The organism is Limnohabitans sp. Rim8 (assembly GCF_945901735.1).
In the GTDB taxonomy this organism is placed as follows: Bacteria; Pseudomonadota; Gammaproteobacteria; order Burkholderiales; family Burkholderiaceae_C; genus Limnohabitans_A.
The window spans coordinates 1-25311 of the sequence record NZ_CAMDLM010000042.1; the positions used below are offsets into that span (position 1 = coordinate 1).

The following is a 25311-nucleotide window of genomic DNA, read 5'->3' on the forward strand; positions in this document are numbered from 1 at the left end:
AGAACAAGACGGCGCAATTTACTCAATGTACTCACGTTGATCACTCCTGCCACCCTGCATAAAAAATAAGCAGGGTAGCTCTCAACGTGGCTCAATTTTCAACGTGTAAAGCTCGGAAATTGGCTCAGATTTGGTTGTGATTCAACACCCTGTTTAAAGGCCGCTAGGTATCACTACTTAGCGGCCTTTGTGATTGCTAAATCACAATGACTTACGGGCTAATGAAGGACAGGAGCCGCTATTGACAGTCAGTCGAAGTGGGGATACAAAATAGGGGTTCATCTAGGAAAAACAGGAGAAAAAGCCTGTTTGTACCCCCTTTATGCCTTTTGTCCCCCCACCTTTATCTGCAGCACTTACGCCCATGCTTACCGATGCCGAATGCGAGAACGCTGTATCTTGCTTCCGTGAAGACTCTACTTCCGCGCTGACTCTCTGCAAAGGGGCCTCGTAAGTCATTGAATGAGCCATCTCAAGACTCCACCCCATCTCTGGGGAAACAACCTTACAGCCAGCCTCTTAAAATTGTTGGTCTAGTGGTGCCGGTGGCATACCCCACTTTCCGTGAAGTAGCAAGATAGCAAGCTCCGATTTTTGAATCGTCCGAGCAACGGTAACCAAAATCTTGAAGTTTGGGGCTTTATTTGGTGCGAAAAATTTTGAAATGCTCATGGTTATCAGTTGTAAATTTCTTTATCTCTTGGGCTAATGTCCAAACCCCTCAATCTTTCGTGCTTAGGAAATCCTTGATGTCTGTTAACGCTAAACAATCTAATATGTTTTCCATCTCAACAAGGGTATTGATACATTTATTCCAAAGCTTCATTGTGGTCTTTTCGGTATTTTTTTCAATTAATATAAATGCCGCAGCTTGCGCTTCCAATACAAATGTAACTGTAGATTGTGAAGATTTGGTTTTAAATGGCGCTGGTGTAGTGACGGTTGACGCTGGGGTAACAGTTACAGGTACCGCTGGTGTCACAGCGACTATCAATGCAGGCGCTAGTAATGCATTAGTAAATGCCGGAATAATTAAAGGCAATGGTAGCGATGGATTTATTAATAATGCAAGCTTGGATACACTTCGAAATACTGGGACCATAAGAAGTTTTGGTTTTGGCGGTCAAATAGGCATTATTAATAACAGCATCATTTCAAACTTCTTCAACAGCGGGTGGATTGGCGGTTTGAATCAAGGTTTAAGCAATACTGGCACGATTACTTCACTACTTAACGCATCGGGCGGGTCTATTGGTGCTGTTGGATCTGGCCTAAACAATGGCGGCAATATCGAAACCTTGACCAATATAGGCACAATCTCCAGTGCATTTGGTTTCGACTTATCTAATAGTGGAGTTATTGGAACTTTAAATAATCTTAATAATGGCGTTGTTCTGAGATTTAATGGGACACTGCCAGAAAACTACGACATCATAATTAACAGCCCCGCCAGTTTTGGGCGGTTGGATGTAACCAATAACACTGGAAATACCATTTTTGGAATTTCCTCCTTATCTTCTGGAAAATCTGCTGTCAGTACTACACCTTACTCTGCAGTTCTTAGCGGAGTTACTCGAACTCAATTAGGTATTAATGGCGCATCGTTGTCCAGTATATCTAATGGCTACAGCTATACCTTAACTGAGGTTGAAAGCGTAAACCATGTTTGGGATTTATTGGTGTCAAGCTACTACATTGCCCCCTCTGTCGCCAATACCAATCAATCTTTAGTGAACACTCTCTCTGTATTGCAAGGCACTTACACACTACAAAACTCAGTATTGGCTAATGGCTTTAGTAATGACTGTAATGTCTTTGGTGCAAGCAATATCTGCGTTTCTGCTGGTGGTCGCAATACTTCAGTGCAAACTGCTAACGGTTTAAGTAACACCAGCGCATTATTAATTGCGGCTTATCGTCTGAACCAAAATTTCCGCATTGGCGCTTATGCTGACCAGAACTTATCAGTCAGTAATCCTGGCGGTACTGTGAATTCGGGTAACAACACACCTGTGATTGGTTTATTCGGTGCCTGGAACCAGCGTTTAGATGGCACAGGTGCCGAAGTCAAAGTTTCTGCAGCCTATGGTCAAAAGAACACCACGATTACTCGTAGCGTCGTTGGTTCTGGTGATGGAGCATCTGAAGCAGGTTCAGGCACCTCTACTTTAAATAGCCAAGGCGCACAAATCAAGGCTAAGTATGGCTTTGGCTTGATGGACAAAGTGATTGTTTCGCCTTATGTAGGGGTACGTTACACCCATAATAATATGGGCGGCTATACTGAGGCAACAAGCTCAAACGTGACGGCCCCATTGACCTATTCTGCATTAAACATCAACGCTACAACTTTATTGGCTGGTGCCAGGGCAACATATCGTGTCATCCCTCAAGCAATTTTTTTTGCCAGCGCTGGAGTCGAGACCGATACCCATGCCAGAAGTGGGACTTACTCTGTAACTGGCATTAGTGGTTTAGCTCCGATTAACTTCAATTTGAACCCAGTCAGAACACGACCTTATGCAACTCTGGGCGCCTATTACGACCTTGAGAAGAATCAACGCTTTGGCGTAACAGCCATCTACAGACAAGAGCAGTATCAAGCTGTATCAACCAAAACCCTAAAGTTAACTTATAGCGTTGGCTTGTAATGTCGGAGGGATTCAAGTGCGTGGTGCAACAAAGATGATCTCGGTAATGGGTGGCTGAGGATGTCAAGGCATCTTTTAATAGACGCCAGCCCACCAATACCTTAAAAGCCAACCTTCTCCGGTTGGCTTTTTTGCGTTTGCCTTGCTGCGCTGTGTTCAACTGGCTCGGATAAGAGCGTCTCGTGGGCTACAAGTTGAGTGCCCGTTGGCCTGCACAATGGTGGGGACAGGCCCATCAAGCTTTGGGACTGTGCTTGGGTCTGTGGCTTTCGAGCAAAGGTGGTGCGAATGACGTTGGCAATGTCTTGGGATGAGTGGGTGCAGCACGATGCGGTGGCTTTGGCCGAGCGGGTGCGGCGTGGTGATGTCTCACCGGCTGAGCTGGCGGCCCAGGCCGCGGCCGGGGTGGCCAAAATCAACCCGGCGGTGCACGCGGTGGTGGAGGTGTTTGACGACGTGGTGGCCGACCCGCTCCAAGACGGCATGAATCCGGCTGGGCCATTTGTGGGTGTGCCTTTTTTCATGAAGGACCTGGGGCCTACGCTCAAAGGCCGCTTGCAAGAAATGGGGGCCCAGATGATGCGCGGCAACCGGGCCACGGCAGACACTTTCCTCACCTCGCAAATTCGGCGCTCGGGCCTGAACATCATTGGCCGCACCACCACGCCCGAGTTTGGCGTGTGCAGCTCGGCCGAAAACCCGGCCGTCTATGTCACGCGCAACCCCTGGAACCCCGAGTACACCAGTTATGGCTCTTCGGCCGGCACGGCAGTGGCTTTGGCGGCGGGCGTACTGCCTTTGTCCCACGCCACCGACGGAGGCGGCTCGATCCGCATCCCGGCGGGGGCCAATGGCAATATTGGTCTGAAGCCCTCACGCGGGGTGTTTTCGATCGCACCTGCGGCGTCGGACCTGACCGGACTGGTTTCCACCCAAGGCTGCCAAAGCCGTACCGTGCGTGACACGGCCGCATTTGTTGACCATTGCCGCGGTGGTGCCCCGGGCGAGTTCATGCCGTACTGGTTGCCAACCGAGCCCTACAGCACATTGATTCGGCGTGACCCACCGCGCCTGCGCATTGCGTTGTCGCACGAGTGGGGAGATTTTCGGGCGGTGCCGCATTTTGTGGCCGAACTGGAGAGCGTGGGGCGCTTTTTAGAAGGGTTGGGCCACCAGGTGGACTGGGCCTTGCCCGAGGTGAATTTTCGGGCCGCGTTTGAAGCGCAGACGACGTGCTACATCAGCAACTTCGCGCAGACCATCTCCAATTTGCTGGCCCCCCGGGGCTTGGCCCGCCCGCCAGCGGATCTGGTCGAGCCGATCAACATCAAGATTTGGGAAATGGGGCTGAACACCAGCTTCACCGAGCGGGCCCGCATGCAGGCGGTTTTTAACACCACCTCGCGGGCGTTCGGACAGTTTTTTGAAGATTGGGACATCATTCTCACCCCCATCACCGCATTGCCCACGCCCAAAATTGGCACGGTGGAATACCTCACGACGAGCGACAACCCCAGCGTGCTCGATTGGTTCAACCACCTGTGGTGCAACTTTGCCTATACCCCGCTGACCAATCTGTGCGGCATGCCGGGCATCTCCATGCCCATGGCCCGGCAAGAAAACGGCTTGCCCTTGGGCATCCATGCGCAGGCCAAACAGGCCAACGACGGCATGTTGTTGCAACTGGCCGCACAGATCGAACGCGCCTTGGACGGCCAGTGGCACGCGGGGCGTGTGCCTCAGGTGCATGTGAGCAAGAGCGCACAGGCGTAAAAAAACCGCTCAACAGATGTTGAGCGGTCAGGTAGGCCACACGCAGGGTGGTTTACATGCCTGCAGCGGCCTTCAATGCAGCGGCACGGTCAGTACGCTCCCAAGTGAAGTCGGGCTCGTCGCGGCCAAAGTGGCCGTAGGCAGCGGTCTTGCTGTAGATTGGGCGAAGCAGGTCCAACATTTGGATGATGCCTTTGGGGCGCAGGTCAAAGTGCTCGGCCACCAAGGCGGCCAGCTTGTCGTCTGAAATCACGCCTGTGCCTTCGGTGTTCACCGTGATGTTCATCGGGCGTGCCACGCCGATGGCGTAAGCCACTTGAATTTGGCACTTGGTTGCCAAGCCTGCGGCCACGATGTTTTTGGCCACGTAGCGGGCGGCGTAGGCTGCTGAGCGGTCGACCTTGGAAGGATCTTTGCCCGAGAACGCGCCGCCACCGTGCGGGCATGCGCCGCCGTAGGTGTCGACGATGATCTTGCGACCTGTGAGGCCGCAATCACCCTGGGGGCCGCCGATGACGAAACGGCCGGTGGGGTTGATCAGGTACTTGGTGTCGAGCAGCCACTCTTTGGGTAACACAGGCTTGATGAGCTCTTCGATGATGGCTTCGGTGAAGCTGGCTTTCATCTTGGTGGCAGTTTCCGATTGGTCGGGGCTGTGTTGGGTCGACAGCACCACGGTGTCGATGCTGTGCGGCTTGCCGTCCACATAGCGCATGGTCACTTGGCTTTTGGCGTCGGGGCGCAAGAAAGGCAAGCGGCCATCCTTGCGCAGTTGGGCTTGGCGCTCAACCAGACGGTGGGCGTAATAGATGGGGGCGGGCATCAGCTCTGGCGTTTCCGAGCAGGCGTAGCCGAACATCAGACCCTGATCGCCCGCACCAATGTTGAGGTGGTCGTCCGACGCGTGGTTCACGCCTTGGGCGATGTCGTTGGACTGCTTGTCGTAACAAACCATCACGGCGCAGCCCTTGTAGTCGATGCCGTAGTCGGTGTTGTCGTAACCGATGCGTTTGATGGTGTCGCGTGCGACTTGAATGTAGTCCACATGCGCGTTGGTGGTGATCTCACCGGCCAACACCACCAGACCGGTGTTGGTCAGGGTTTCGGCGGCCACGCGGCTGCGGGGGTCTTGCTCGAAGATGGCGTCAAGGATCGCGTCCGAGATTTGGTCGGCGACCTTGTCGGGGTGACCTTCAGAGACGGATTCCGAGGTAAAGAGGAAATTGCTGGACATGAAAAAAGCTCCTAGATTTTCAGGGGTTTGTCGGCGTTGCCGACCCTGAAAACCCGGAGCCTGGCGAACGCTTTAGCAGAATTTATGAATCGCCCTGCAAGTAGTTCAAGTAACTCGGCGATGGGGGTGAGTATAAAAGAAGACCGCTTGCCTGGCAATTCCTTGTGGAAATCATGTCCAATACGGGCCATGGACATCCCTACCCCGATTGAAAACCGCTTGGTTGACTTGGAAATCAAGGCCGGTTTTACCGAAGACCTGCTGGACCAGCTCAATGCGCAGGTGTACCGCCAGCAGCAGCAAATCGACGCGCTTTTTCAGGAGCTGCGCCAAATGCGCGATCGCTTGCCCGAACCGGGCGGTGGTGCGGAGATGCGCAACTTGCGCGATGAAATCCCGCCGCATTACTGAGTGGGTGCCTGATGCACAGCGTTCAGGACATCCGTGACCACTTGCGCGCACGAGGTGCGAACGCCCTTCACGAGCAGCGCGTGCTGCGCCTGTGGGCGCAGGCCAAACCCCAAGACAGCGGACGCAGGCCGCTGCACAGCTTCATGCCCACTGCCGTGCGTGAGGCTTTGCCCGCGCTGAGCGCCACGCTCGCAGGCCTGGCCACGCTGCGCGAACAGCACCCCGGGCAAGACGGTTCGGCGCGTTTGCTGGTGGGCTTGCAAGACGGTCAGACGGTCGAAAGCGTGCTGCTGCCGCGCGACGGCTTGTGCGTGTCATCCCAGGTGGGCTGTGCGGTCGGTTGTGTGTTTTGCATGACCGGGCGCGAAGGCCTGATCCGGCAGGTGGGCAGCGCCGAGATCGTGGCTCAGGTGGCGCTGGCCCGCACGCTCAGGCCGGTCAAAAAAGTGGTGTTCATGGGCATGGGCGAGCCCTCGCACAACTTGGACGCGGTCATGGAGGCCATTGACTTGCTGGGCACGGCGGGCAACATTGGGCACAAGAACTTGGTGTTTTCCACCGTGGGTGATGTGCGTGTGTTTGAGCGCTTGCCACAAGGCCGTGTCAAGCCTGCGCTGGCACTGTCGCTGCACAGCACACGGACCGATTTGCGGGCGCAGTTGCTGCCCCGAGCCCCGCGCTTTGACCCGCAAGATTTGGTGGAAGCGGGCGAGGCCTATGCCCGCGCCACCGGCTACCCGATCCAGTACCAATGGACGCTGATCGAGGGTGTGAACGACAGCGATGAAGAGAATGATGGCATCGTGCGTCTGCTGAAAGGCAAATACGCGTTGATGAACATGATCCCCTACAACGCGGTGTCCGACTTGCCTTATGCGCGCCCGAGCTGGGAGAAGGCGGCGGCGATTGCCCGCACGCTGAACCAGCGCGGCGTGCTGACCAAGCTGCGCCAGTCGGCGGGGCAGGACGTGGATGGGGGGTGTGGCCAGCTCAGGGCGCGCGATGTGGTGCGCCCGGTCCAGTTCCGGAAAAAACCGTCCGATCCCCTCAGTTCTTTGCCAATTGCGCTTTGAAGAAGTCCACCATTTCTTGGCGGGTTTCTAAAGCGTCTTTGGCCGAGTAGCGCATGTTGACCATGCCGCCCGTTTGTGCCTTTGCAAAAGGACTGAAGGCAGGGGGCGGGGGATTGGGCCAATCGAAGGCATGGGTGGCCCCTTCGATCATGCGAAAGCTCAGGTGGGGTGCAATTTCCGGAAACTCTTGGACCATCCGCAGGCAATCGGATCGCGGGTCAAAGTCGAAGTCTTCGCTGGAGCCCCAAACCAGGTGAATCTTTTTCCCTGAGGCCCCCCAATTTTGCGGGCGACCAGGGTTGATCCAAGAGCGGATGCGAACGGGGTCGTCGATGAGGTTGGCGCAACTGGGATACACAGCAAAGTGTGCGGCATAAACCAATGCGGGTGGCAGCGGGCCATCACGGCGGGACAAACGCGCGGGGCGTACGCCCATGCCGGTCATGATGGTCAAGGCCCCGCCGCTGGAAAAGCCCGTGACGCCTATGCGCGAGCTGTCAATTCGGCGGTCTTTCGAAAGCAAAAGCAATGCGCCCCAAGCATCTTGAAGGCGGTCGCAAAGGACCGGCGCGAGGCGGTCGTTGCCACTTTTCACATTCCGGGGGGTGAAGGAGTCGACTTCCAGAGTGGCAATCCCCGCTGCATTCAAGGCTTGGGCGTAAAAGTTGCCGACACCGATGACACCTGCGTTGCTGTGAAGAATGACCACGGCGGGCATGGGTGCAGAGTCCACCTTGGGCAATTGCAATTGGGCCGTGACGTGCGTGACCTGTTTGACGCGCTCGTTGCATTTTTCGCCGACCACAGGCACATCCACCCGTTCGTTGACCACTTGGCTGTTGGCGCCGTTGGCAAAAGCCAACACCAGCCAGGAGCCCAACAGCGATGGTTTGAGAAGGGCTGCAAAGTGTGGTTTGCGCATGAAGAATCCTCAAGAATGGCGTCAACGCCCGGGCAGTTTAACCAAGCCACTGGACAACGAGGTGCCCAGCAAAATCACCGCGCCGCACAGCAGCATCCAGGCCGTGACACTTTCGCCCAAAAACAGCACGCCGTAAACGATGGCAAACACGGGCACCAAAAAGGTGACGGTCAGGGCGCGGGCAGGCCCCGAGTTGTCGATCAACTTGAAGTACAGGATGTAGGCCACGCCGGTGCACAGCACCCCCACCACCAGCAAGGCTCCCCAAGCCGAGGCACTGGGCCAGTGGTCCGGGTGGAACCACAACGCAGGCAGTGCCAGGGCCAAGGTGGCCCCGATCTGGCTGCCGGTGGCCGTGACCAGCGGCGGCAGGTTGGGGATGTGTTTTTTGGTGAAGCTGGCGGCCAAGGCATAGCAGGTGGTGGCGGCCAGACAGGCCAACACGGCCCAGGCTGGTGCAATGCCCGAGGCGTTGGGTTGGAAGCTGGCTTGCCCACCGGCCAGCAGCAAGACACCGCCAAAACCCAGGCCCAAACCCACCGTGCGCGACAGGCTGGGCTTGTCACCCAGCCACGCCCAGGCCACCAACGCGCCAAACAGGGGCACCGTGGCATTGAGGATCGATGAAAAACCCGTGGTGATGTGCATCACCGCAAAAGAATACAAGGCAAATGGAACCCCGCTGTTGAGCACGCCGACAAACAGGACGGGCTTCCAGTGTTGACGCAACGCCTGCCAATGGCCATTGGCCAGCATCAGGGGCAGCAAAAAGAGCGAAGCAATGGCCACCCGAAGGGCAGCAGTAGGCAATGCCCCCAACTCCAGTGCGGCAACGCGCATGAACAAAAAGGACGAGCCCCAGATAGCGGCCAGGATCAAAAAATCGGCCAGCCAGCCTTTGGCGTGAGGTGATGTCATGGAGGGGGTGTCAAATGCCGGGATGGCCTTCCAGCCGCAGCAGCGCCTGTTTTCGCCACAGCCCGCCTGCGTAACCCGTGAGTTGGCCACCGGCGCCCAGGACGCGGTGGCAAGGTACGATGATACTCACCGGGTTGCGCCCCACGGCCGCCCCCACGGCGCGAACGGCCTTCGGCCGGGCCAGCAGCCGGGCCAGTTCGCCGTAACTTTGACTTTGACCTGAGGGGATGCGCAGCAGGGCTTGCCAGACCGATTGCTGAAACGGGGTGCCCGCCGACAAATCCAGGGGACCCTCCCATTGCAGGGTTTGCCCGCTCAGATAGGCCAGCACCTGGGCTGCGGCGCTTTTCAGCCAAGGGTGGAGCGCATCGTTTGACCATTGCTGGCGTTGGGCCTGGGTCGGGCCGTGTTTTTGGTCGTCAAACCACAGGCCACACAGGCCTTGGGCGCTGGCCGCCAGCGTGATCGGACCTAAGGGACTGTCGATGCGAAGGGCGCTCAGAGGGGGCATGCTTGAACTTTGAAAATCATGGTGGACAAAGTGGATGGTAGCGCGGCCCGCCTACAATCTCTTTTAAGAATCAACCAGGCCCCTGAGGCTTTTGGACAGGTACGGCGCATGCAAATCACCCCCTCCATTTTCAAAGCCTACGACATCCGCGGCGTGGTGCCGTCGACTTTGAATGAACAAGTGGCCGAGGGCCTGGGCAAGGCCTTTGGCACGCATGCCCTGGCCCAAGGCCAAAGCACGGTGGCGGTGGGGCGCGACGGCCGCCTGAGTGGCCCCGCATTGTCGGCCGCGCTGATTCGTGGTCTGGTGGCCGCAGGCATCCAGGTCATCGACATCGGTTTGGCCACCACACCCATGCTGTACTTTGCGGCCAACACCGCTTGCCAAAGCGGCATTCAGGTGACGGGCAGCCACAACCCCAAGGACTACAACGGTTTCAAGATGGTGCTGGGTGGCCGCGCCATTTATGGCGACGAAATCCAGGGCCTGCGCCAGATGATGGAAGCTGAAACCTGGCAGCTGACGGATGGCGGCAGCGTGACGCACTTGGACGTGCTGGCCAACTACACGCAGCGCATCGTGGGCGACGTGAAGTTGTCGCGCCCGATGAAGATCGTGATCGACTCGGGCAACGGCATTGCTGGCGCCTCGGCCCCCGGCATCTTCCGCGCTTTGGGCTGCGAAGTGATCGAACTGTTCAGCGAGGTGGACGGCAACTTCCCCAACCACCACCCCGACCCCAGCAAGCCGGAAAACCTGCAAGACCTGATCGCGGCCCTGAAAACCAGCGGGGCCGAATTGGGCCTGGCCTTTGACGGCGACGGCGACCGATTGGGCATCGTGACCCAAGACGGTAACAACATCTACCCCGACCGCCAGATGCAGTTGTTCGCGCAAGACGTGCTCAGCCGCGTGCCAGGCGGCACCATTTTGTTTGACGTGAAGTGCTCCCAGCGCTTGGCCCCGGCCATCGAGGCCGCAGGTGGCAAGCCCTTGATGTACAAGACGGGTCATTCCCTGATCAAGGCCCAAATGCGGGCCATCGAAGCCGCAGGAGGGCAGGCCCCCTTGGGTGGCGAGATGAGTGGCCACATTTTCTTCAAAGAGCGCTGGTATGGTTTTGACGATGGCACTTACGCCGGTTGCCGCTTGCTCGAAATCGTCAGCCAAGCGCCCGATGCCAATACCGTCTTGAATGCCTTGCCCACCAGCTTCAGCACGCCCGAGCTGAACGTGGCCTGCGCCGAAGGTGAGCCACACAGCGTGACCCGCGCTTTGCAGGGGCTGGCCGGCGATGCCTTCCAGGCACCTGCTCAGGTGTTCACCATCGATGGCCTGCGTGTGGACTGGCCCGATGGCTTTGGCCTGATCCGCGCCTCCAACACCACGCCGGTGCTGGTGCTGCGCTTTGAGGGGCAGACGGAAGCTGCGTTGCACCGCATCGAGGCCGAGATGCTGGCGCTGCTGCGCTCGGTCAAACCTGATGCGCAAATTCAGGCGGCGGTGCATTGAGCATGCCCATGTTTGGTCTGGAACAAGTGACGGTGGTCGTGGTGACCCACCACAGTGCCCATTGCCTGGCAGGCTTGAACGCCCTGTTGCAACACTGCCCGCGCGTCATCATTTCAGACAATGCCAGCAACGATGGCACACCCGAGCAGGCCCGCGCCCTGTGGCCTCAGGTCCAAGTGTTGTCGCACCCCTTGAACTTGGGCTTTGGCGCTGCCAACAACCGCGCTTTGGCCGGGGTCAGCACGCCGTTTGCTTTTTTGCTCAACCCCGACTGTGAAATCTCAAAAGCGGACTTGCTGGCGCTGATGAACGTGGCACAAGAGATGCCTGAAGCCGCCTTATTGGCACCACAACTGGTGGGACCCAGGGGCCAAGCCGAAGTGAATTACCGCTGGCCGCACACTTTGTGGGCATCGCGGGGGCCGGCTGCCGAGGGGCCTGCTTGTGTCGGGTTTGTGTGCGGTGCGGCCATGTTGTTTCGCATGGATCGTTTTGCCACTGTCGGATTTTTTGACGAACACTTCTTCCTCTATTACGAAGACGATGACCTGTGCCTGCGTCTTTTCAAGGCCCGCTTGCCCATGGTGGTGGTGCCGTCCATCCAAGCCTTGCACCGCTCGCGGGGGTCCGTGAAGGGACGTGCACCTTGGAAAAGTGAGTACGTGCGCGGATTCCACCATGCCCAGTCCAAGCTCATTTTTGAGCACAAACACGGCACCCTCGCGCAAGCCCTCATTCAGCGCCGCCGCTTGCTGTGGAGCACCGGTTTGGCATTGCCACTGCGGGCTTTGTTGTTGTCACCCAAACGCCTGTGCCGGATGTGGGGTCGGTGGATGGGTTTGATGCGCTGGACAGCTCATGTTGCGCATTGACATGGCTTCGTTGACGCAGCGAGAGCGCATCCAAAACGGCTTGGTTTTTGCGTGCCTGTCTTCGGTGTTGGTCCTGCCGGGTGGGCCCATGCTGTTGGCCCTGTGTTTGGCTGGCATGGGTTTGTGGTCATTCAAACACTTGCGCACCGATCTGGCCAAGGTTTGGGACAGTCCTGCGGTGCGCACCATGGCCATGGGCATGGCCATTTTTGTGGCGGTGGGCTTTTTCCTGGGAATTTGGTACGACTACAGGCCCGGCCATTACGAAGCGTACATCCCTTTTTTATTGTCACCCTTGATGTTGCATGGTGTGCTCAAAGCCCGCTTGCAGCCTGTTGTTTTGTGGATGGGCGCGGCGACCGCTGCCGTGCTGGCCGGGGCATTGGCCAGTTACGAAAGTCTGGTGCTTTTGACGGGGCGTGCCATGGGCGCCATGAACCACCCGATCATTTTTGGGGATCTGTCGGTGGTGCTGGCCTGTATTGCCTTGTTTGGGCTGTTGTATTTCGAACAAGCCAAAACCCAGCTTTGGATGCGAATTTTTTTGTCATGCGGCGCAGCCATGGGCGTGTGGGGCTCTTTGCTTAGCGGATCCAAGGGGGGCTGGTTGTCGATCATCATGGTTTTGTTGGTGTTTGTTTGGCGCGTCACGGCGGGTAAACCGTTACTTTGGCGATGCCTAGGGGTGGCGTTGATAGCGGGATTGGTGGTCAAAGGCGTGTGGCTGGCCCCGGAGGAACTGGTGCGGGGACGGCTTGAAGGCATCTGGGGCAAGATTCATCTGTGGTTCGAGACAGGTCAGGTCACCGATTGGTCCGTCAGCATTCGCCTGGAGTTGTGGTCGTATGCCCTGCAGCTGTTTGCGCAGCGTCCCATTCTGGGCTGGTCTGGGGGGGGCGCTTTGTCCATGCTCGCTGAGCATCTGAAACCATTCAATGTGCCAGCCGGTATTGCGCCTGTCTTTGAAAATGACCTGCTGCACTATGCGGCGGTGTCCGGCTTGGTCGGCGTGCTGTCTGTGCTGGCTTTGTATGGGGGTGTTTTTGCCGGGTTTTGGCTTTGTCAAAAGCAGGGGGCACAGGCCTTCGCCTATGCCTTGTTGGGCATGCTGCTGGTGGCGCTGTATTTTGAGTTCGGTTTGACGGTCAATGCTTTGGGGCGCAACGCCTTTCGGTACTTTTTCTGCGCCATGTCGGTGATGCTCTTGGGGCTGATCATTTTGGCCGCGAAAGAAAAGAAGGTGCAAACATGGAACTGATCTTTTTGTGCCCTGCCATCAAAAAAGCCATCGGCGGGGTCAAAGTCATATACAGACAGGCTGAATTGATTCACAAATTGGGTCAGTCGCGTGGGTTTTCCGCTGCGGTGATGCACCCCAACACCTGGTTTTTCAGGGTGCGCTGGTTTGAATCGCAGGTGCCTTTGAAGAGGGCATTCTTCAAACTCAGATGGATGGGCAAACCTTCTTTTTCCAATGTGACGGGGGTATTTGATGCCCAGAGGCACATGGTGGTGATTCCTGAACTTTGGGCACGAAAATACGGCACCCAATTGGCGAACATGGGGGTGAGCTATGCCATCTATGTGCAAAACGGCTACTACATCACCAAAGGGCAACCTGCAGATCTCGATGGGGCCTACCAATCGGCGCGGTGCATATTGACCATTTCAGACGATGCCAGTCGGTGCGTAGCGCTGGCGTTTCCTGGGGTCGAGCACAAGATACTGCGCGTCCATTATTCGGTCGATGCAAAGCGCTTTTGGCCTGACCAGACCAAGGAAAACATCATCACGTACATGCCGCGCAAGCTGGCTGACCATTCGTCCAAAGTCTTGTTTTTCTTGCGTCACCATTTGCCCGCGCATTGGAAAATAGTGCCCATCGATGGCTTGAACGAGGTGCAGGTTGCGGTTTTGCTCAAGCGTTCCAAAATCTTCATGGCTTTTAGCCATTTTGAGGGCTGTCCCTTGCCCCCTCTGGAAGCCGCACTCAGCGGCAACCAAGTGATCGGTTACACAGGTCAGGGCGCCACGGAATACTGGAGGCCCGAAATTTTTGAGGAAGTGGCCTCTGGCGACGTTGCGGGATTCGCCCAGCGTGTGCTCGACAAAGTGCAGGCCATCGACCAAGCCGGGCAGTTTGACTTGCCCATGACGACCATTCGAACATTGGCCGACACTTACTCTGATGAGCAAGAGCGCAAAGACATGCTTGCATTCCTGAATGCCATGGACTTGAATACGAACGGTTTGCCAGCATGACCTCACCCCGCCTGCACATTGCCATTTTTTCTTACAACCGGGGTGCCTACCTGAAAAACTGCGTTGACTCTGTGGAACGCAATATGCCCAGGATCGACTGGACGGTCTATGACGACGGGAGCGATGAGCCTGAGACCGTGGCTTATTTGCAGACTTTGGGTGAGGCTGTCCGGCACATGAAGTCCGCGGGCGAGGACCGCCATGGTGGTTACTACAACAACATGCAAGCCGCTTTGGACGGGACGCAGGCCGATTACCTGCTGATGCTGCAAGACGATTTGCAGGTGGTGAGGCCTTTTGCGCAAGAAGACCTGTCCAGGATTCACCAGGTCTTTGATCAAAGTCCGACAACGGTGTTCATCAGTCCCTTATTTATGAAGGGCAGCAAAAGAGCCTATTTTCAGCAGCGCTACCAGCCCGATGCCGCACTGCGCTGCTACCGTTGGTCGGCCGATCCGCAAGAGTCCGGCAAAGTGCCTCAGAAGTATGCCGACATCGCGGTGCTCCATGTTGCGCGTTTGCGCCAAAGTGGCTGGCGCTTTGCGGGGTCGGAAGAGGCCAATGGGGCATTGGCAGACGCGTTGTTTGGCGACATGGTTCAGGTGGCCGAGCCTTGGGTCTTTTATGTCCCCGAAGAGCCTGCTTACCGTGGACGCGTGCTCACTTTGGGGGCCAAACTCGCGGTCAAGATGGCGGGCAACACCGTCAAGTCCTTCCACGACATGAGTGCGCAGGCTTCGTTGGCATTCGCGCAAAGAGATTTGGTCGTGTACCCTTTTGCCGAAGACTTTGTGGACACGGTCGATCCGACGGTGCGCAAGCCCTATAAATTCAACGCCTACCGTACCCGCTGGTTGCCATTGATCCTGAACAAACTCGAGCTGTTGGGGCGTCGGTTTTGGCAACGTTGAGTCAAAACTGCGCTGCGTCAATCCCGACAAATTGACGGCGGGCCCGCCAAAAACAACTCAGATACCGAACGGCCAGGCGCAGTTGCCCGCGCAATCTGCGCCATTTCAATTGCAGGTCGTGCAGGCCGCTTCGGGTGGGCGGGCTGGGCACCTTCTCGCGCGCAATCAGGGAGTGGGGTGCGATGGGGCAGGAAACGCCATAGGCGCTGGCCACATCGGCCTGAATGGCAAACGCCGGCACGGTTTGCCACGATTTCAGTGCGTAGGTGCTGGAGATGAACGCATCGGCCAGGCCCATGCCCTGTTGCTCGAATTTGGCCAACAGCAAGCGTGCACCAGCAGGCCAAAGTACATAAGCGGCGGCTCCCGTGCGGTCTTGCAGCAGGAGGTGCAAGCGGGCATCCAGCCCCTCCATGGGCTTGAAGCGCCGAGCCAGCAGTTTTTGGCGTTGCCGGGTTTCCAGTGAAACGTGGTCCACGTCCTTCAGCTGACCCAAGGCGATCAGCAGTTCGGGTGTGCTGTGCGCCAGGATGGCGTCGTCTTCCAGCACCAAGGCGGGTTCTTGGCTGTCGGCAATCTGTTGCCACACTTGGTGGTGGCTCATGAAACAGGCCACTTCGGTGATTTTGATGGGGCGTTCCCATGAAAAGGCATGGGCCTGAAAAAACGCATCGGGAATGTCGGCTGGACTTTTTGCATGGATGAACCGTGCATCCAGACCCAGGCGCTCAGCCTGGAGCGCCTGAAAGTTGCGGCGCTCCAGCGCCGAGGGCAAATTCAAAATGTAGGTTTTCATCCGTGGCGTCTTCCAGTCGTGGACCCAATATACCTGCATGGGCTGCGGCCAGGCAGGCCTGCGCCCGTGCCCGATGGCGCTCCCTATAATTTGCCGATAACCACTTAGCCTCGGAACCCGTGCTTCATCCCAACCCCGACGTCATTGTCCTCAACATCAAGCAACGCTACACGGGTGTGTCCGCCACCATCAACGCTTTGGTTCCTTTGCAAATGCACCAATGGCGTCTGGGCTATTGCGGCACCACCCTGTCCAATGGGGTCGAGGGCATGACGGCCAAGCAGGCTCTGGCCTTGTCGCGCCAGCCGCCGCCCGGGCGGGCGTTTCGGATCTGGCATGTGCGGCGTGACCCCGAAATGATGCTGGGCATTTTTGTCCGTGATGTGTTGCGCTTGCCGATCAAGCTGGTCTTCACCTCGGCTGCGCAGCATTTGCATGGGCGGTTTCCCCGCTGGCTGATTTCCAAAATGGACGCGGTCATCTCGACCACGCCGCTGGCGGCCTCCTTTGTGCCCAACACCACCGCCGTGGTGCCCCACGGCATTGACCTGTCGCGCTTTGCGCCGTCGCCCGACAAGCTCAAGGCCTGGGCCGATTCCGGGCTGCCCGGGCAGTACGGCATGGGCGTGTTTGGCCGCGTTCGGCCCGACAAAGGCAGCGATGTGTTTGTGGATGCCATGATCGAGGCACTGCCGCATCTGCCGGGTGCCACTGCGGTGATTGCCGGGCTGGTCCAGCCTCAGCACCAAGCCTATCAACAAGCCCTGATCGACAAGATTGCGCAGGCGGGACTGTCTGAGCGCATCGTGTTTTTGGGCGAAGTGCCCGCTGGCGAGGTGCATCGGTGGTACCAACGTTGCCTGCTGTGCGTGGCTTGCCCGCGTTACGAACCCTTTGGCCTGACCCCTTTTGAGGCAGCGGCCACGGGCTGTGCGCTGGTGTGTTCGCGCACCGGGGCGTTTGACCAACTGGTGCTGCCCGGTGTCACGGGCGAGCTGGTCGATACCGGCGATGCGCCCGGTCTGGCCCAAGCCGTGCAAAAGGTGTTGGCCGATTTGCCCACGGCCGTGCAGATGGGCCAGGCCGCACGCGAGCGGGTGTCGCAGGTGTTCTCGTTGGCCAAGGAGGCCGAGGGCATTGGCCGGGTCTACCAGCAATTGTTTGACCAGGCCCCCCGGCCTTGATGGCGATGGACTTGTCCTGGACAGAACGCCTGGTGCTGTGGGCCTACGGCGTCATGATGCGCGCCTTGCAGCCCTTGCTGCGCCGCAAACTTCGCCGCCGGGGCCTGCAAGAGCCTGGCTATCTGATGAACATGCCCGAGCGCTTTGGCTTGTACGATGGCCTTTCGCCTGAGCCCGGGCGCATCTGGGTGCATGCCGTCTCCTTGGGGGAGACGCGGGCTGCCGCCATCCTGATCGAGGCCTTGCGCGCTGTTGGGCCCGACATGCGTTTGCTGTTGACCCACAGCACGGCCACAGGCTGGGCGCAGGGGCAGTCTTTGTTGCGCCCTGGCGATGCACAAGCTTGGCTGCCCTGGGACACACCCGAGGCCACCCGGCGTTTTTTGCAGCACCACCGGCCCCGGCTGGGCATCCTGATGGAGACCGAGGTTTGGCCTGTGCTGGTGCAAGCTTGCGTGCAGGTGCGGGTGCCCTTGGCGCTGGCCAATGCCAGGCTCAACGACCAGTCGCTGCGCTCGGGTTTGCGCTGGTTGCTGCTGTCGCGTCCGGCTTATCGGGGTTTGAGCGCGGTCTGGGCACAAAGCCCAGAAGACGCTGCCCGCCTTGGGCAATTGGGTGCCACGGTTGAGGCGGTGTTGGGCAACCTCAAGTTTGACGTGCAGCCCCAGCCCGATGCGTTGGCCTTGGCCCAAGTCTGGCGCCAACCATGGCATCACCAAGGCCTGCCTTGCCCGGTGGTCATGCTGGCCAGCACCCGCGAAGGTGAAGAGGCCATGTGGCTGCAGGCTTTGATGGCCAAGGCGGACCGCTTGGCCGCGTTCCGGGCGGCGGGTGTGGTCTGGTTGTTGGTGCCCAGGCACCCGCAGCGCTTTGACGAAGTCCACGATCTGTTGGCGGCGCAGGGTCTGAGCGTTGTGCGTCGCTCGAACTGGGACTGGGGCCAGCCGCGGCCTGTTCACGCCGACAAGGTGCAAGTCTGGCTGGGCGACAGCTTGGGCGAGATGCCGGTGTATTTTCAGAGCGCCGACATGGCCTTGCTGGGCGGCAGTTTCATGCCTTTGGGTGGACAGAACCTGATTGAGGCCGCCGCCTTTGGCTGCCCGGTCATCATGGGGCCGCACACCTTCAATTTTGCTGAAGCCGCCCAAAACGCCCAGCAAGCGGGGGCTGCAGTTCGCGTCAGCGACGTGGACAGCGCGCTGGACCAGGTGCTGGCTTGGCTGCGCCAGCCCGCTGAACTGGCCATCGCCCGCCAAAAAGGGCTGGATTTGGTGGCCCAAAGCCGAGGCGCTGCCAAGCGCTATGCCCAAGCCATTGCCGGACTGCTCTGAAGCGCTAGCAACCTGCGAAGCCAAGAACTTTGTCGTCCCCGGCTGCAGGGCACCGGCGGCAGGGCAATACCACTTATTTTTGCAGCAAGCCGCTGACCGCCTGCAAATCGGCGTCTTGCAAAGTGCCGCTGGATTGGCGCAGCCGCAACTGGCCCAGCAGCACATCGTGGCGGGCTTTGGCCAGGTCGCGTTTGGTCTGGAACAACTGGCTTTGGCTGTTGAGCACGTCGATGTTGATGCGCACGCCCACCTGGTAGCCCAGTTTGTTGGCGTCCAAGGCGCTTTGGCTGGAGGCTTCTGCCGCTTGCAAGGCCGTGATCTGGCTCAGGCCTGATTGCACGCCATAAAAGGCGGTGCGGGTGGCTTGGGCCACGTTGCGCTGGGCCGCGTCCAGTTCGTTGCGGGCTTTGTCTTGCAGGGCCAAGGTTTCCAGGATGCGGTTTTGACTGGCTTGGCCGGTGTAAAGCGGCATGTTCAAGGCCACCCCGATGGTGGCGGTGTTGGTGTGGGGTTGACTGGGCAGCGCGCCGTTGCGGTAGCGTGTCATGCCGTAGCTGGCGTTCAGGTCCACGGTGGGCTTGAGAGCCGCTTTGGCTTTGTCGATTTCCAGTTGAGCCACTTCCAGTGCAATGCGCGCCTGTGTCAGGCTGGTGTTGCTGGCGTCGGATTGGGCCACCCATGAATCGATGGTTCCGCTGTGCAGACGGGCGATGTCGGCCGCAGCTTGCAAGCCCAGGGGCTTGATCTGGGCGATGCCCACGGTTTGGTCGAGTGCCAGCCGTTTGACCTGCAGGTCGTTGTCGGCGGCGATTTCTTGTGCTGTGACCAGGTCAAAGCGGGCCTGGGCTTCACGCGTGTCGGTGATGGTGGCGGTGCCGACTTCGAAGTTGCGCTTGGCCGCGGCCAGCTGTTCAGACACGGCTGTCTTTTGCGCCTTGACGAAGCTCAGGCTTTCTTGCGCCGTCAGCACATCAAAGTAGGCCTGGCTGGTGCGCACCATCAGTTCCTGCTCGGCCGCTTTGAGCTGGGCCTGGGCCAAGTCGACTTGTTTCATCCCTTGTGCGAAGCTGGCCAGGTTGGCCGGGCGATAGAGGGGGTGGCTGCCATTGACCGACAAACTGCGGGTGCCGAACGCACCACTGCCCATGGCATTGGATTGGTTGTCCAGATTGGACTCGGACAGATTGCCCCCCAAACCCGCAGTGGGCCGCAGCAAGGCTTTGGCTTGCTCGGCCTTGGCCAGCGCGGCTTCATACTGCGAGCGCACGGCCTTGAAAGTGGCGTCGTGGCCTTTGGCCGCCTGGTACAGGGTGGACAGGCTCTGGGCCTGTGCGGTGCCTGCAAAGGCGGTCATCAAGGCCAACGTCAGGGGCAGGGTGCGCAGTTTCATGGCGTGTCTTTGTAAAAAATGTCGGTCCCACAGGGGGCCAAAAGCTGATTCAATAAACGGGGATGCTGGGGTCCACTTGCGCCGACCAGGCGTGAATGCCGCCGGCCACATTGACCACCTCAAAGCCGTGCTGCAGCAAGAAGCTGGCCACTTGCATGCTGCGCGAGCCGTGGTGACACAGGCAGGCAATCGGGCGGGTTTTGTCGAGTTCGTCCAAGCGTGCCGGGATGGTTTGCATGGGCATGTGCAGCAAGTCCAGGCCTTCGGGCTGGGCGCTGGCGGTTTGCACCTCCCAGCCCTCGCGCACATCGAGCAAGACGGGGCGCTGGTCCTGTTGACTGGCCCATTCAGCGATTTGGGCTGGGTAGATTTGCTGCATGGGGCGTCTCAGAATTTGAAGCGCGAAGGCTCGGCAAAGCCGGACAGGCGCGGGGCGTTGCAGTCCCAGGGCTCGGTGGTGGTCCAGCTGTTGGCGTGGGTGCGGCTGATGAGGGTGGCGCGCATCATGGGTTCGTCGCCCACGATGGCGGCGAGGCGCCCCCCCACAGAGAGTTGCTGCAACAAGGCGGCGGGCACTTCGGCCACGGAACCACTGATCAGGATCACGTCAAACGGACCGTCGGCGGCAGCGCCTTGGCTGCCATCGGCTGTGCGTACCACCACGTTGCTCACACCGGCCCTTTGCAAGTTGGCTTGGGCCTGCGTGGCCAAAGCCGGGTCGATCTCCAGGCTCAGCACACTGGCCGCCTGGTGCGCCAACAAGGCGGCCATGAAGCCCGAGCCAGTGCCGATGTCCAGCACCTTGTCGGTTTTTTGCACCCCCAGGTCTTGCAGCAACCTCGCCTGCACGCGCGGGGCGAGCATGACCTGGTGGGGCAGGGTGCCCAGCGGTATCTCCATGTCGACAAAAGCCAGGGCCTTGTGCGCCAGGGGCACAAAGTCTTCGCGGCGAACGGTGGACAGCAGAGCCAGCACTTGCGGGTCCAGCACTTCCCACGGGCGGATTTGCTGCTCAATCATGTTGAAGCGCGCCTGGTTCATATCCATTTTAATTACTCCTGCGGGGGTCTTGGTCAAATATCCGTTGATTTTAAGGGGCGCTCGTGTCCTGAGCCTGACGGGCCGGAGCAAGGCCTGCCTTGGCACACAGCCATTGGGCCAGATCGTCCATGTAGCAGTACACGACCGGCACCACCACCAGTGTCAGCAGCGACGAGGTGATGACCCCGCCAATCACGGCCTGGCCCATGGGCGCGCGTTGCTCGGCGCCTTCGCTCAGCGCAAAGGCCAGCGGCACCATGCCGAAAATCATGGCCAAAGTGGTCATCAAAATCGGGCGCAGCCGCACCTTGGCCGCCAGCAGCAGCGCTTCGCTGCGCTCCAGGCCGTCTTCCCGGGCGCGGATGGCAAAGTCGACCAGCAAGATGGCGTTTTTGGTCACCAGGCCCATGAGCATGATCACGCCGATGAGGGAGAACATCGATAAGGTCGAGCGAAAAGCCATCAGGGCCAGCACCACGCCAATCAAGGTCAGCGGCAGGGAGGTCATCAAAGCCAGGGGCTGCAGGAAGCTTTTGAACTGGCTGGCCAAGATCATGTAAATGAATATCACCGCCATGACCAGAGCCGACAAAGCGTAGCCAAAGGACTCGCCCATGCTCTTGGTGGAGCCGCCAAAGCTGTAACGGTAGCCGGGCGGCAAGTTCAGGCTGTCCATGGCTTTGCGCACATCGGCCGAGACCTCACCTGCAGAGCGTCCGAACACGTTGGCGTTGATGGCCACTTCGCGCATCATGTCGCGGCGGTTGATCTGGTTCGAACCCGTGGTCTCACTGACGTGGGCCACTTGGCCCAGGCGCACGGTGCGTGGGCTGCCATCGGGCGCAGTCACCATGAAGGGCAATCGTTCCAGGTCTTGCGGGCTGTTGCGGGCCTCAGGCGAGAGGCGCACGTTCACGTCGTAGGTCTGGTCGTCCGGGGCACGCCAGTTGCCTACGCTTTGACCGGCCACCAAAGTGCGCAGGGGCCCCGCCAGTTGCGCTGTGCCCAGGCCCAGATCAGATGCCGCGTCGCGCAGCACTTGCACGCCGATGACGGGCTTGTTGGGTTTCACGCTGGAGTCCAAGTCCACCAAGCCGGGGATGTCGCGTACCTTGGCCAGCGCCAGCAGCGCCAGGCGTTCCAGCTCTTTTTGGTCCGGGCCTTGCAGCGAAAACTCGACTTGCTTGTTGCCGCCAATCGCGTCCAGCAAACCGGTGTGCGTGACCGCGATGCCGGGCACCAGCTTGAGGCGCTCGCGCAGCACAGCCGACATCTGGTCGGCGTTGCGACTGCGTTTTTTGCGGTCCACCAAGCGGATGTAGAGGTTGACGTTGTTCTTGCCCTGCGCATTGGCGGTGTTGATGGTGCTGAGGGTGTAGCGCACTTCCGGGAAGTCGCGCAGGATCGCCTCGACCTGGCGGGTTTTGGCCTCGGTGGCTTCAAGCGAGGTGCCCACCGGGGTTTCGAACTTGACCGAGGTTTCAGAAAAATCAGCTTTGGGCACAAACTCGGTGCCCAGCAGCCGGACCATGAACACGCTGGCCACGAAAATGCCCAGCGCCAGAAACACGGTGGACTTGCGGTGCACCAGCGCCCAGCGCAAGATGCCTTGGTAGCCTTCGGCCAGGCGCTCGGTGCCTCGGTCAAACCAGCCGGTCACGCGGCCAATGCTTTTGTCGTACCAGCCCACGGGGGGGCGGTTTTTGCCCTGCGCGTCGATGGCCGGGTCGTGCCAGATGCTGGACAGCATCGGGTCGAGCGTGAAGCTCACAAACATCGAGATCATCACGGCCGCCACGATGGTGATGCCGAACTCGTGGAAGAACTTGCCGATGATGCCTTCCATGAAGCCGATCGGTAAAAAAACCGCCACGATGGACAAAGTGGTGGCCAGCACGGCCAGGCCAATTTCTTGGGTGCCCTCCAAAGAGGCCTTGTAGGCGTTTTTGCCCATTTGCACATGGCGCACGATGTTCTCGCGCACCACGATGGCGTCGTCGATCAGCAGGCCCACGCACAGGCTCAGCGCCATCAGCGTGATCATGTTGATGGTGAAGCCGAACATCTGCATGAACATGAAGGTGCCGATCAGCGAGATCGGCAGCGTCAGGCCCGTGATGACAGTGGAGCGCCAGGAGTTCAGGAACAAGAACACGATCAGCACCGTGAGTATGGCCCCTTCGATCAGGGTCTGGCGCACGTTGTTCACCGAGATGCGGATGGGCCGCGAGTTGTCGGTGATGGGCTCGAGCTGGATGCCCGGCGGCAGTTGGCCTTGCAACTCGGCCACGGCCTTGATCAGGCCATCGACCACCTGGATGGTGTTTTCGTCCTGTGACTTTTGCACCGACATCAAAAGGGTGCGTTGGCCGTTGTAGAGCGCCAGGCTTTCCAACTCTTGCGCGCCGTCTTGCACCGTGGCCACCTGAGACAAGCGAATGGGGGTGCCGTTTTTGCGCGCCACGATGATGCGGCCAAAGTCCTCGGGCCTTTGCATGCGCGAGCTGATTTGCACGATGCGCTCTTGTTCCAGCGAGCGGATCGCGCCCACGGGCAAATCCTGGTTTTCGTTGCGCACGGCGGTGACCACCTGCTCGGCGGTGACGCCCAAGGCCTCCATGTTGGCCGGTTGCAAATACAGGTTGATCTCGCGTTTGCTGCCGCCCACCAAAGTGACCGAGCCCACACCCCGCACGTTTTCCAAGCGCTTTTTCAGCACCTGCTCGGACCAATTGGTCAGCTCGACCGCATTGAGCAGGTTGCCATCGGGAATCACCGCCAGCGACCACACGGCGCGGCTGGAAGGATCAAAGCGCAGCACCCGAGGTTCTTTGACTTCGGTGCGCAGCAGAGGGCGCAGCGAGGCGACTTTTTCGCGCACATCTTCCGCCGCTTTGCGGCCGTCGATCTGCAGTTGAAACTCCATGATCACCACCGACTGGTTTTCGTAGCTGCGAGAGGTCAGGGCGCTGATGCCGGCGATCGAGTTGACGCCTTCCTCGATCTTTTTGGAGACTTCGTTCTCCACGATCTCGGGCGAGGCCCCGGGGTATTCGGTGCTGATGACCACCACCGGAAAGTCGATGTTGGGAAATTGATCGACTTTGAGACGCTGGAAAGAGAAGATGCCCATCACCACCAGGGCCAACATGACCATGGTGGCAAAAACCGGATTTTGCAAACTGACACGGGTGAACCACATGCTGTCGACCCTGTTATTTCGCTGCGCTGGCAGGGGTGGTTTGCGCCGCAGCCGGGGTCAAACCTGACATGGCCGTCACCGTGAACTGGACTTGAACGCCTTCACGCAACGCACCCACGCTGCCCGACAGCACTTGCTCTCCTTCGGACACGCCGGTCACGGCCACCAGGTTTTGTCGCTCACCTTCGCTGCGCTCGCCGGTCCGTACCGTGATATGCCGCACCAGGCCGTCTTTCACCACCTGAACATACGGCTGCGGTTTGTCGGTGCGCACGCTGGTCACGGGCACGGCCAGCACCTGCAGGCTTTGCGTTTCCAGGGTGCCCTGGGCGAACAGCCCTTGGCGCAAGCCTGCGCGGCCTTGGACGCCCAAGTAAACCACGACGCTGCGGCTGCCCATTTGGGCGCTGGGGTTGATGCGCAAGACTTTGGCCGGCACCGGTTGGGCCACGCCTTCCACCTGCAACTGCGCTGCCATGCCTACCCGCACGCGGCTGGCGTCTTCGGCTGTCAGGGCCGCTTCCATCTCCAGTTGCGAGAGGTTGATCACCTCGACCAACCGGGCCTCGATGGCCACGCGTTCGCCCGGTTGCGCCAGGCGCTGCGCCACCACGCCCGACAAGGGCGAGCGCAGCGTGGCGTCGGCCAGCGACTTGTCGGCCAGGTCCAGCGCCGCCAGTGCCGCTGCGTGCGTGGCCTTGGCCCCATTCAGGCTGGCCTGGGAGTTGAGCAGGGCGGTTTGCGAAATGAAGCCTTGGTTCACCAGGGCCTGGTTGTTGTCAAACTGGCGCTGCGCAATGTCCACCTGGGCTTTGGCTGCATCGGCTTGCTGCTGCCCCTGGCGCACGCGCGCTTGGTACTCGCTTGGTTCGATACGGGCGATGACTTGCCCTGCTTGCACACGGTCGCCTTCACGCACGCTGAGCTCTTGCAGCTCACCGGCCACACGGGCTTTGACGGTGGCGCTTTGGGTGGCCTTGAGGGCGCCTGATACGGCGATGCCCAGGCTGATGGTCTGCGTGCGGGCGGTGAAGACATCGGAGGCGGCCAACTCGATGCGGGGCACCGAGGCGGCGGTGGACACCGTCGGGGCTGTGGTCGTCTGGCGCTGGCTGGCCCAGCGGGCACCGCCTGCAACGAGTATGGCCACAGCCACGGTCGAGAGGATCCAGAGGGTTGATTTTTTCATGATGAGACGGGTTTGATCCGATGAGGATCAGGGTTTTGACAGGCCTCGGGCCAACAATTGTGCATGCTGCGAGATGAAGGCTTCCGGGTCAATTTGCTCATGGCTGGGGCAGCACGGCCCCATGGAGT

General features: G+C 59.3%; 21 protein-coding genes. 11 read left to right on the top strand and 10 right to left on the bottom strand.

Going from position 1 to position 25311, the window contains the following annotated elements; translation table 11 throughout:
- The first annotated feature begins 749 nt into the window (after positions 1–749).
- Positions 750–2651, top strand: coding sequence for an autotransporter outer membrane beta-barrel domain-containing protein (locus Q0O99_RS15815; RefSeq protein WP_293752936.1), 1902 nt, complete (start codon positions 750–752; stop codon positions 2649–2651).
- Between the two features lie 288 nt (positions 2652–2939).
- The gene (locus Q0O99_RS15820) at positions 2940–4424 is read left to right on the top strand and encodes an amidase (RefSeq protein ID WP_293752937.1); all 1485 of its coding nucleotides are present in this window, start codon (positions 2940–2942) and stop codon (positions 4422–4424) included.
- Positions 4425–4476: 52 nt separating this feature from the next.
- On the opposite strand, the gene metK is transcribed toward Q0O99_RS15820, so the two are convergent.
- Positions 4477–5658: a methionine adenosyltransferase gene (metK, locus tag Q0O99_RS15825; RefSeq protein WP_293752938.1), complete on the bottom strand. Its 1182-nt coding sequence runs from the start codon at positions 5656–5658 to the stop codon at positions 4477–4479.
- Positions 5659–5847: 189 nt separating this feature from the next.
- Between metK and Q0O99_RS15830 the strand changes: the two genes are divergently transcribed.
- Together Q0O99_RS15830 and Q0O99_RS15835 are read left to right on the top strand one after the other, a co-directional pair.
- Positions 5848–6069, top strand: coding sequence for a SlyX family protein (locus tag Q0O99_RS15830; RefSeq protein WP_293752939.1), 222 nt, complete (start codon positions 5848–5850; stop codon positions 6067–6069).
- A gap of 11 nt (positions 6070–6080) precedes the next feature.
- The gene (locus Q0O99_RS15835; RefSeq protein WP_293752940.1) at positions 6081–7142 is read left to right on the top strand and encodes an RNA methyltransferase; all 1062 of its coding nucleotides are present in this window, start codon (positions 6081–6083) and stop codon (positions 7140–7142) included.
- On the opposite strand, the gene Q0O99_RS15840 is transcribed toward Q0O99_RS15835, so the two are convergent.
- From Q0O99_RS15840 to Q0O99_RS15850, 3 genes are read right to left on the bottom strand one after another with little or no spacing between them, the layout of a single operon-like run.
- On the bottom strand, positions 7117–8064 hold the full coding sequence (locus Q0O99_RS15840; RefSeq protein WP_293752941.1) for a hypothetical protein: 948 nt from the start codon (positions 8062–8064) through the stop codon (positions 7117–7119). The genes Q0O99_RS15835 and Q0O99_RS15840 overlap by 26 nt on opposite strands.
- Positions 8065–8085: 21 nt before the next feature.
- Positions 8086–8982, bottom strand: coding sequence for a DMT family transporter (locus tag Q0O99_RS15845; RefSeq protein WP_293752942.1), 897 nt, complete (start codon positions 8980–8982; stop codon positions 8086–8088).
- A gap of 10 nt (positions 8983–8992) precedes the next feature.
- Positions 8993–9493: a methylated-DNA--[protein]-cysteine S-methyltransferase gene (locus tag Q0O99_RS15850; RefSeq protein WP_293752943.1), complete on the bottom strand. Its 501-nt coding sequence runs from the start codon at positions 9491–9493 to the stop codon at positions 8993–8995.
- 108 nt (positions 9494–9601) lie between these two features.
- Between Q0O99_RS15850 and Q0O99_RS15855 the strand changes: the two genes are divergently transcribed.
- Genes Q0O99_RS15855 through Q0O99_RS15875 form a run of 5 tightly spaced genes read left to right on the top strand, consistent with a single transcriptional unit; the run spans position 9602 to position 15050 of the window.
- On the top strand, positions 9602–11005 hold the full coding sequence (locus tag Q0O99_RS15855; RefSeq protein WP_293752944.1) for a phosphomannomutase/phosphoglucomutase: 1404 nt from the start codon (positions 9602–9604) through the stop codon (positions 11003–11005).
- 8 nt (positions 11006–11013) lie between these two features.
- The gene (locus Q0O99_RS15860) at positions 11014–11877 is read left to right on the top strand and encodes a glycosyltransferase family 2 protein (protein WP_293752945.1); all 864 of its coding nucleotides are present in this window, start codon (positions 11014–11016) and stop codon (positions 11875–11877) included.
- Positions 11864–13135, top strand: a complete 1272-nt coding sequence (locus Q0O99_RS15865) for an O-antigen ligase (RefSeq protein WP_293752946.1) — start codon at positions 11864–11866, stop codon at positions 13133–13135. Before Q0O99_RS15860 ends, Q0O99_RS15865 begins: the two co-directional genes overlap by 14 nt.
- Positions 13126–14139: a hypothetical protein gene (locus Q0O99_RS15870; RefSeq protein WP_293752947.1), complete on the top strand. Its 1014-nt coding sequence runs from the start codon at positions 13126–13128 to the stop codon at positions 14137–14139. Before Q0O99_RS15865 ends, Q0O99_RS15870 begins: the two co-directional genes overlap by 10 nt.
- Entirely contained in the window at positions 14136–15050 is a 915-nt protein-coding gene (locus Q0O99_RS15875; RefSeq protein WP_293752948.1) for a glycosyltransferase family A protein, read from the top strand. The genes Q0O99_RS15870 and Q0O99_RS15875 overlap by 4 nt, the downstream gene beginning before the upstream one ends.
- A gap of 1 nt (position 15051) precedes the next feature.
- Here Q0O99_RS15875 and Q0O99_RS15880 read toward each other — a convergent pair whose 3' ends face one another.
- Entirely contained in the window at positions 15052–15846 is a 795-nt protein-coding gene (locus Q0O99_RS15880) for a glycosyltransferase family 25 protein (RefSeq protein ID WP_293752949.1), read from the bottom strand.
- Positions 15847–15965: 119 nt separating this feature from the next.
- Between Q0O99_RS15880 and Q0O99_RS15885 the strand changes: the two genes are divergently transcribed.
- On the top strand, positions 15966–17030 hold the full coding sequence (locus Q0O99_RS15885; protein WP_293752950.1) for a glycosyltransferase family 4 protein: 1065 nt from the start codon (positions 15966–15968) through the stop codon (positions 17028–17030).
- A 56-nt stretch (positions 17031–17086) separates the two neighbouring features.
- On the top strand, positions 17087–18361 hold the full coding sequence (locus Q0O99_RS15890; RefSeq protein ID WP_293752956.1) for a 3-deoxy-D-manno-octulosonic acid transferase: 1275 nt from the start codon (positions 17087–17089) through the stop codon (positions 18359–18361).
- 73 nt (positions 18362–18434) lie between these two features.
- On the opposite strand, the gene Q0O99_RS15895 is transcribed toward Q0O99_RS15890, so the two are convergent.
- From Q0O99_RS15895 to Q0O99_RS15915, 5 genes are read right to left on the bottom strand one after another with little or no spacing between them, the layout of a single operon-like run.
- Entirely contained in the window at positions 18435–19751 is a 1317-nt protein-coding gene (locus Q0O99_RS15895) for a TolC family outer membrane protein (RefSeq protein WP_293752951.1), read from the bottom strand.
- 49 nt (positions 19752–19800) lie between these two features.
- A complete protein-coding gene (locus Q0O99_RS15900) occupies positions 19801–20130 on the bottom strand; it encodes a rhodanese-like domain-containing protein (RefSeq protein ID WP_293752952.1) in 330 nt (109 codons plus the stop codon).
- An 8-nt stretch (positions 20131–20138) separates the two neighbouring features.
- On the bottom strand, positions 20139–20798 hold the full coding sequence (locus Q0O99_RS15905; RefSeq protein WP_293752953.1) for a protein-L-isoaspartate O-methyltransferase: 660 nt from the start codon (positions 20796–20798) through the stop codon (positions 20139–20141).
- A gap of 43 nt (positions 20799–20841) precedes the next feature.
- Entirely contained in the window at positions 20842–23994 is a 3153-nt protein-coding gene (locus tag Q0O99_RS15910) for an efflux RND transporter permease subunit (RefSeq protein ID WP_293752954.1), read from the bottom strand.
- Between the two features lie 13 nt (positions 23995–24007).
- The gene (locus Q0O99_RS15915) at positions 24008–25183 is read right to left on the bottom strand and encodes an efflux RND transporter periplasmic adaptor subunit (protein WP_293752955.1); all 1176 of its coding nucleotides are present in this window, start codon (positions 25181–25183) and stop codon (positions 24008–24010) included.
- Positions 25184–25311: the final 128 nt, after the last annotated feature.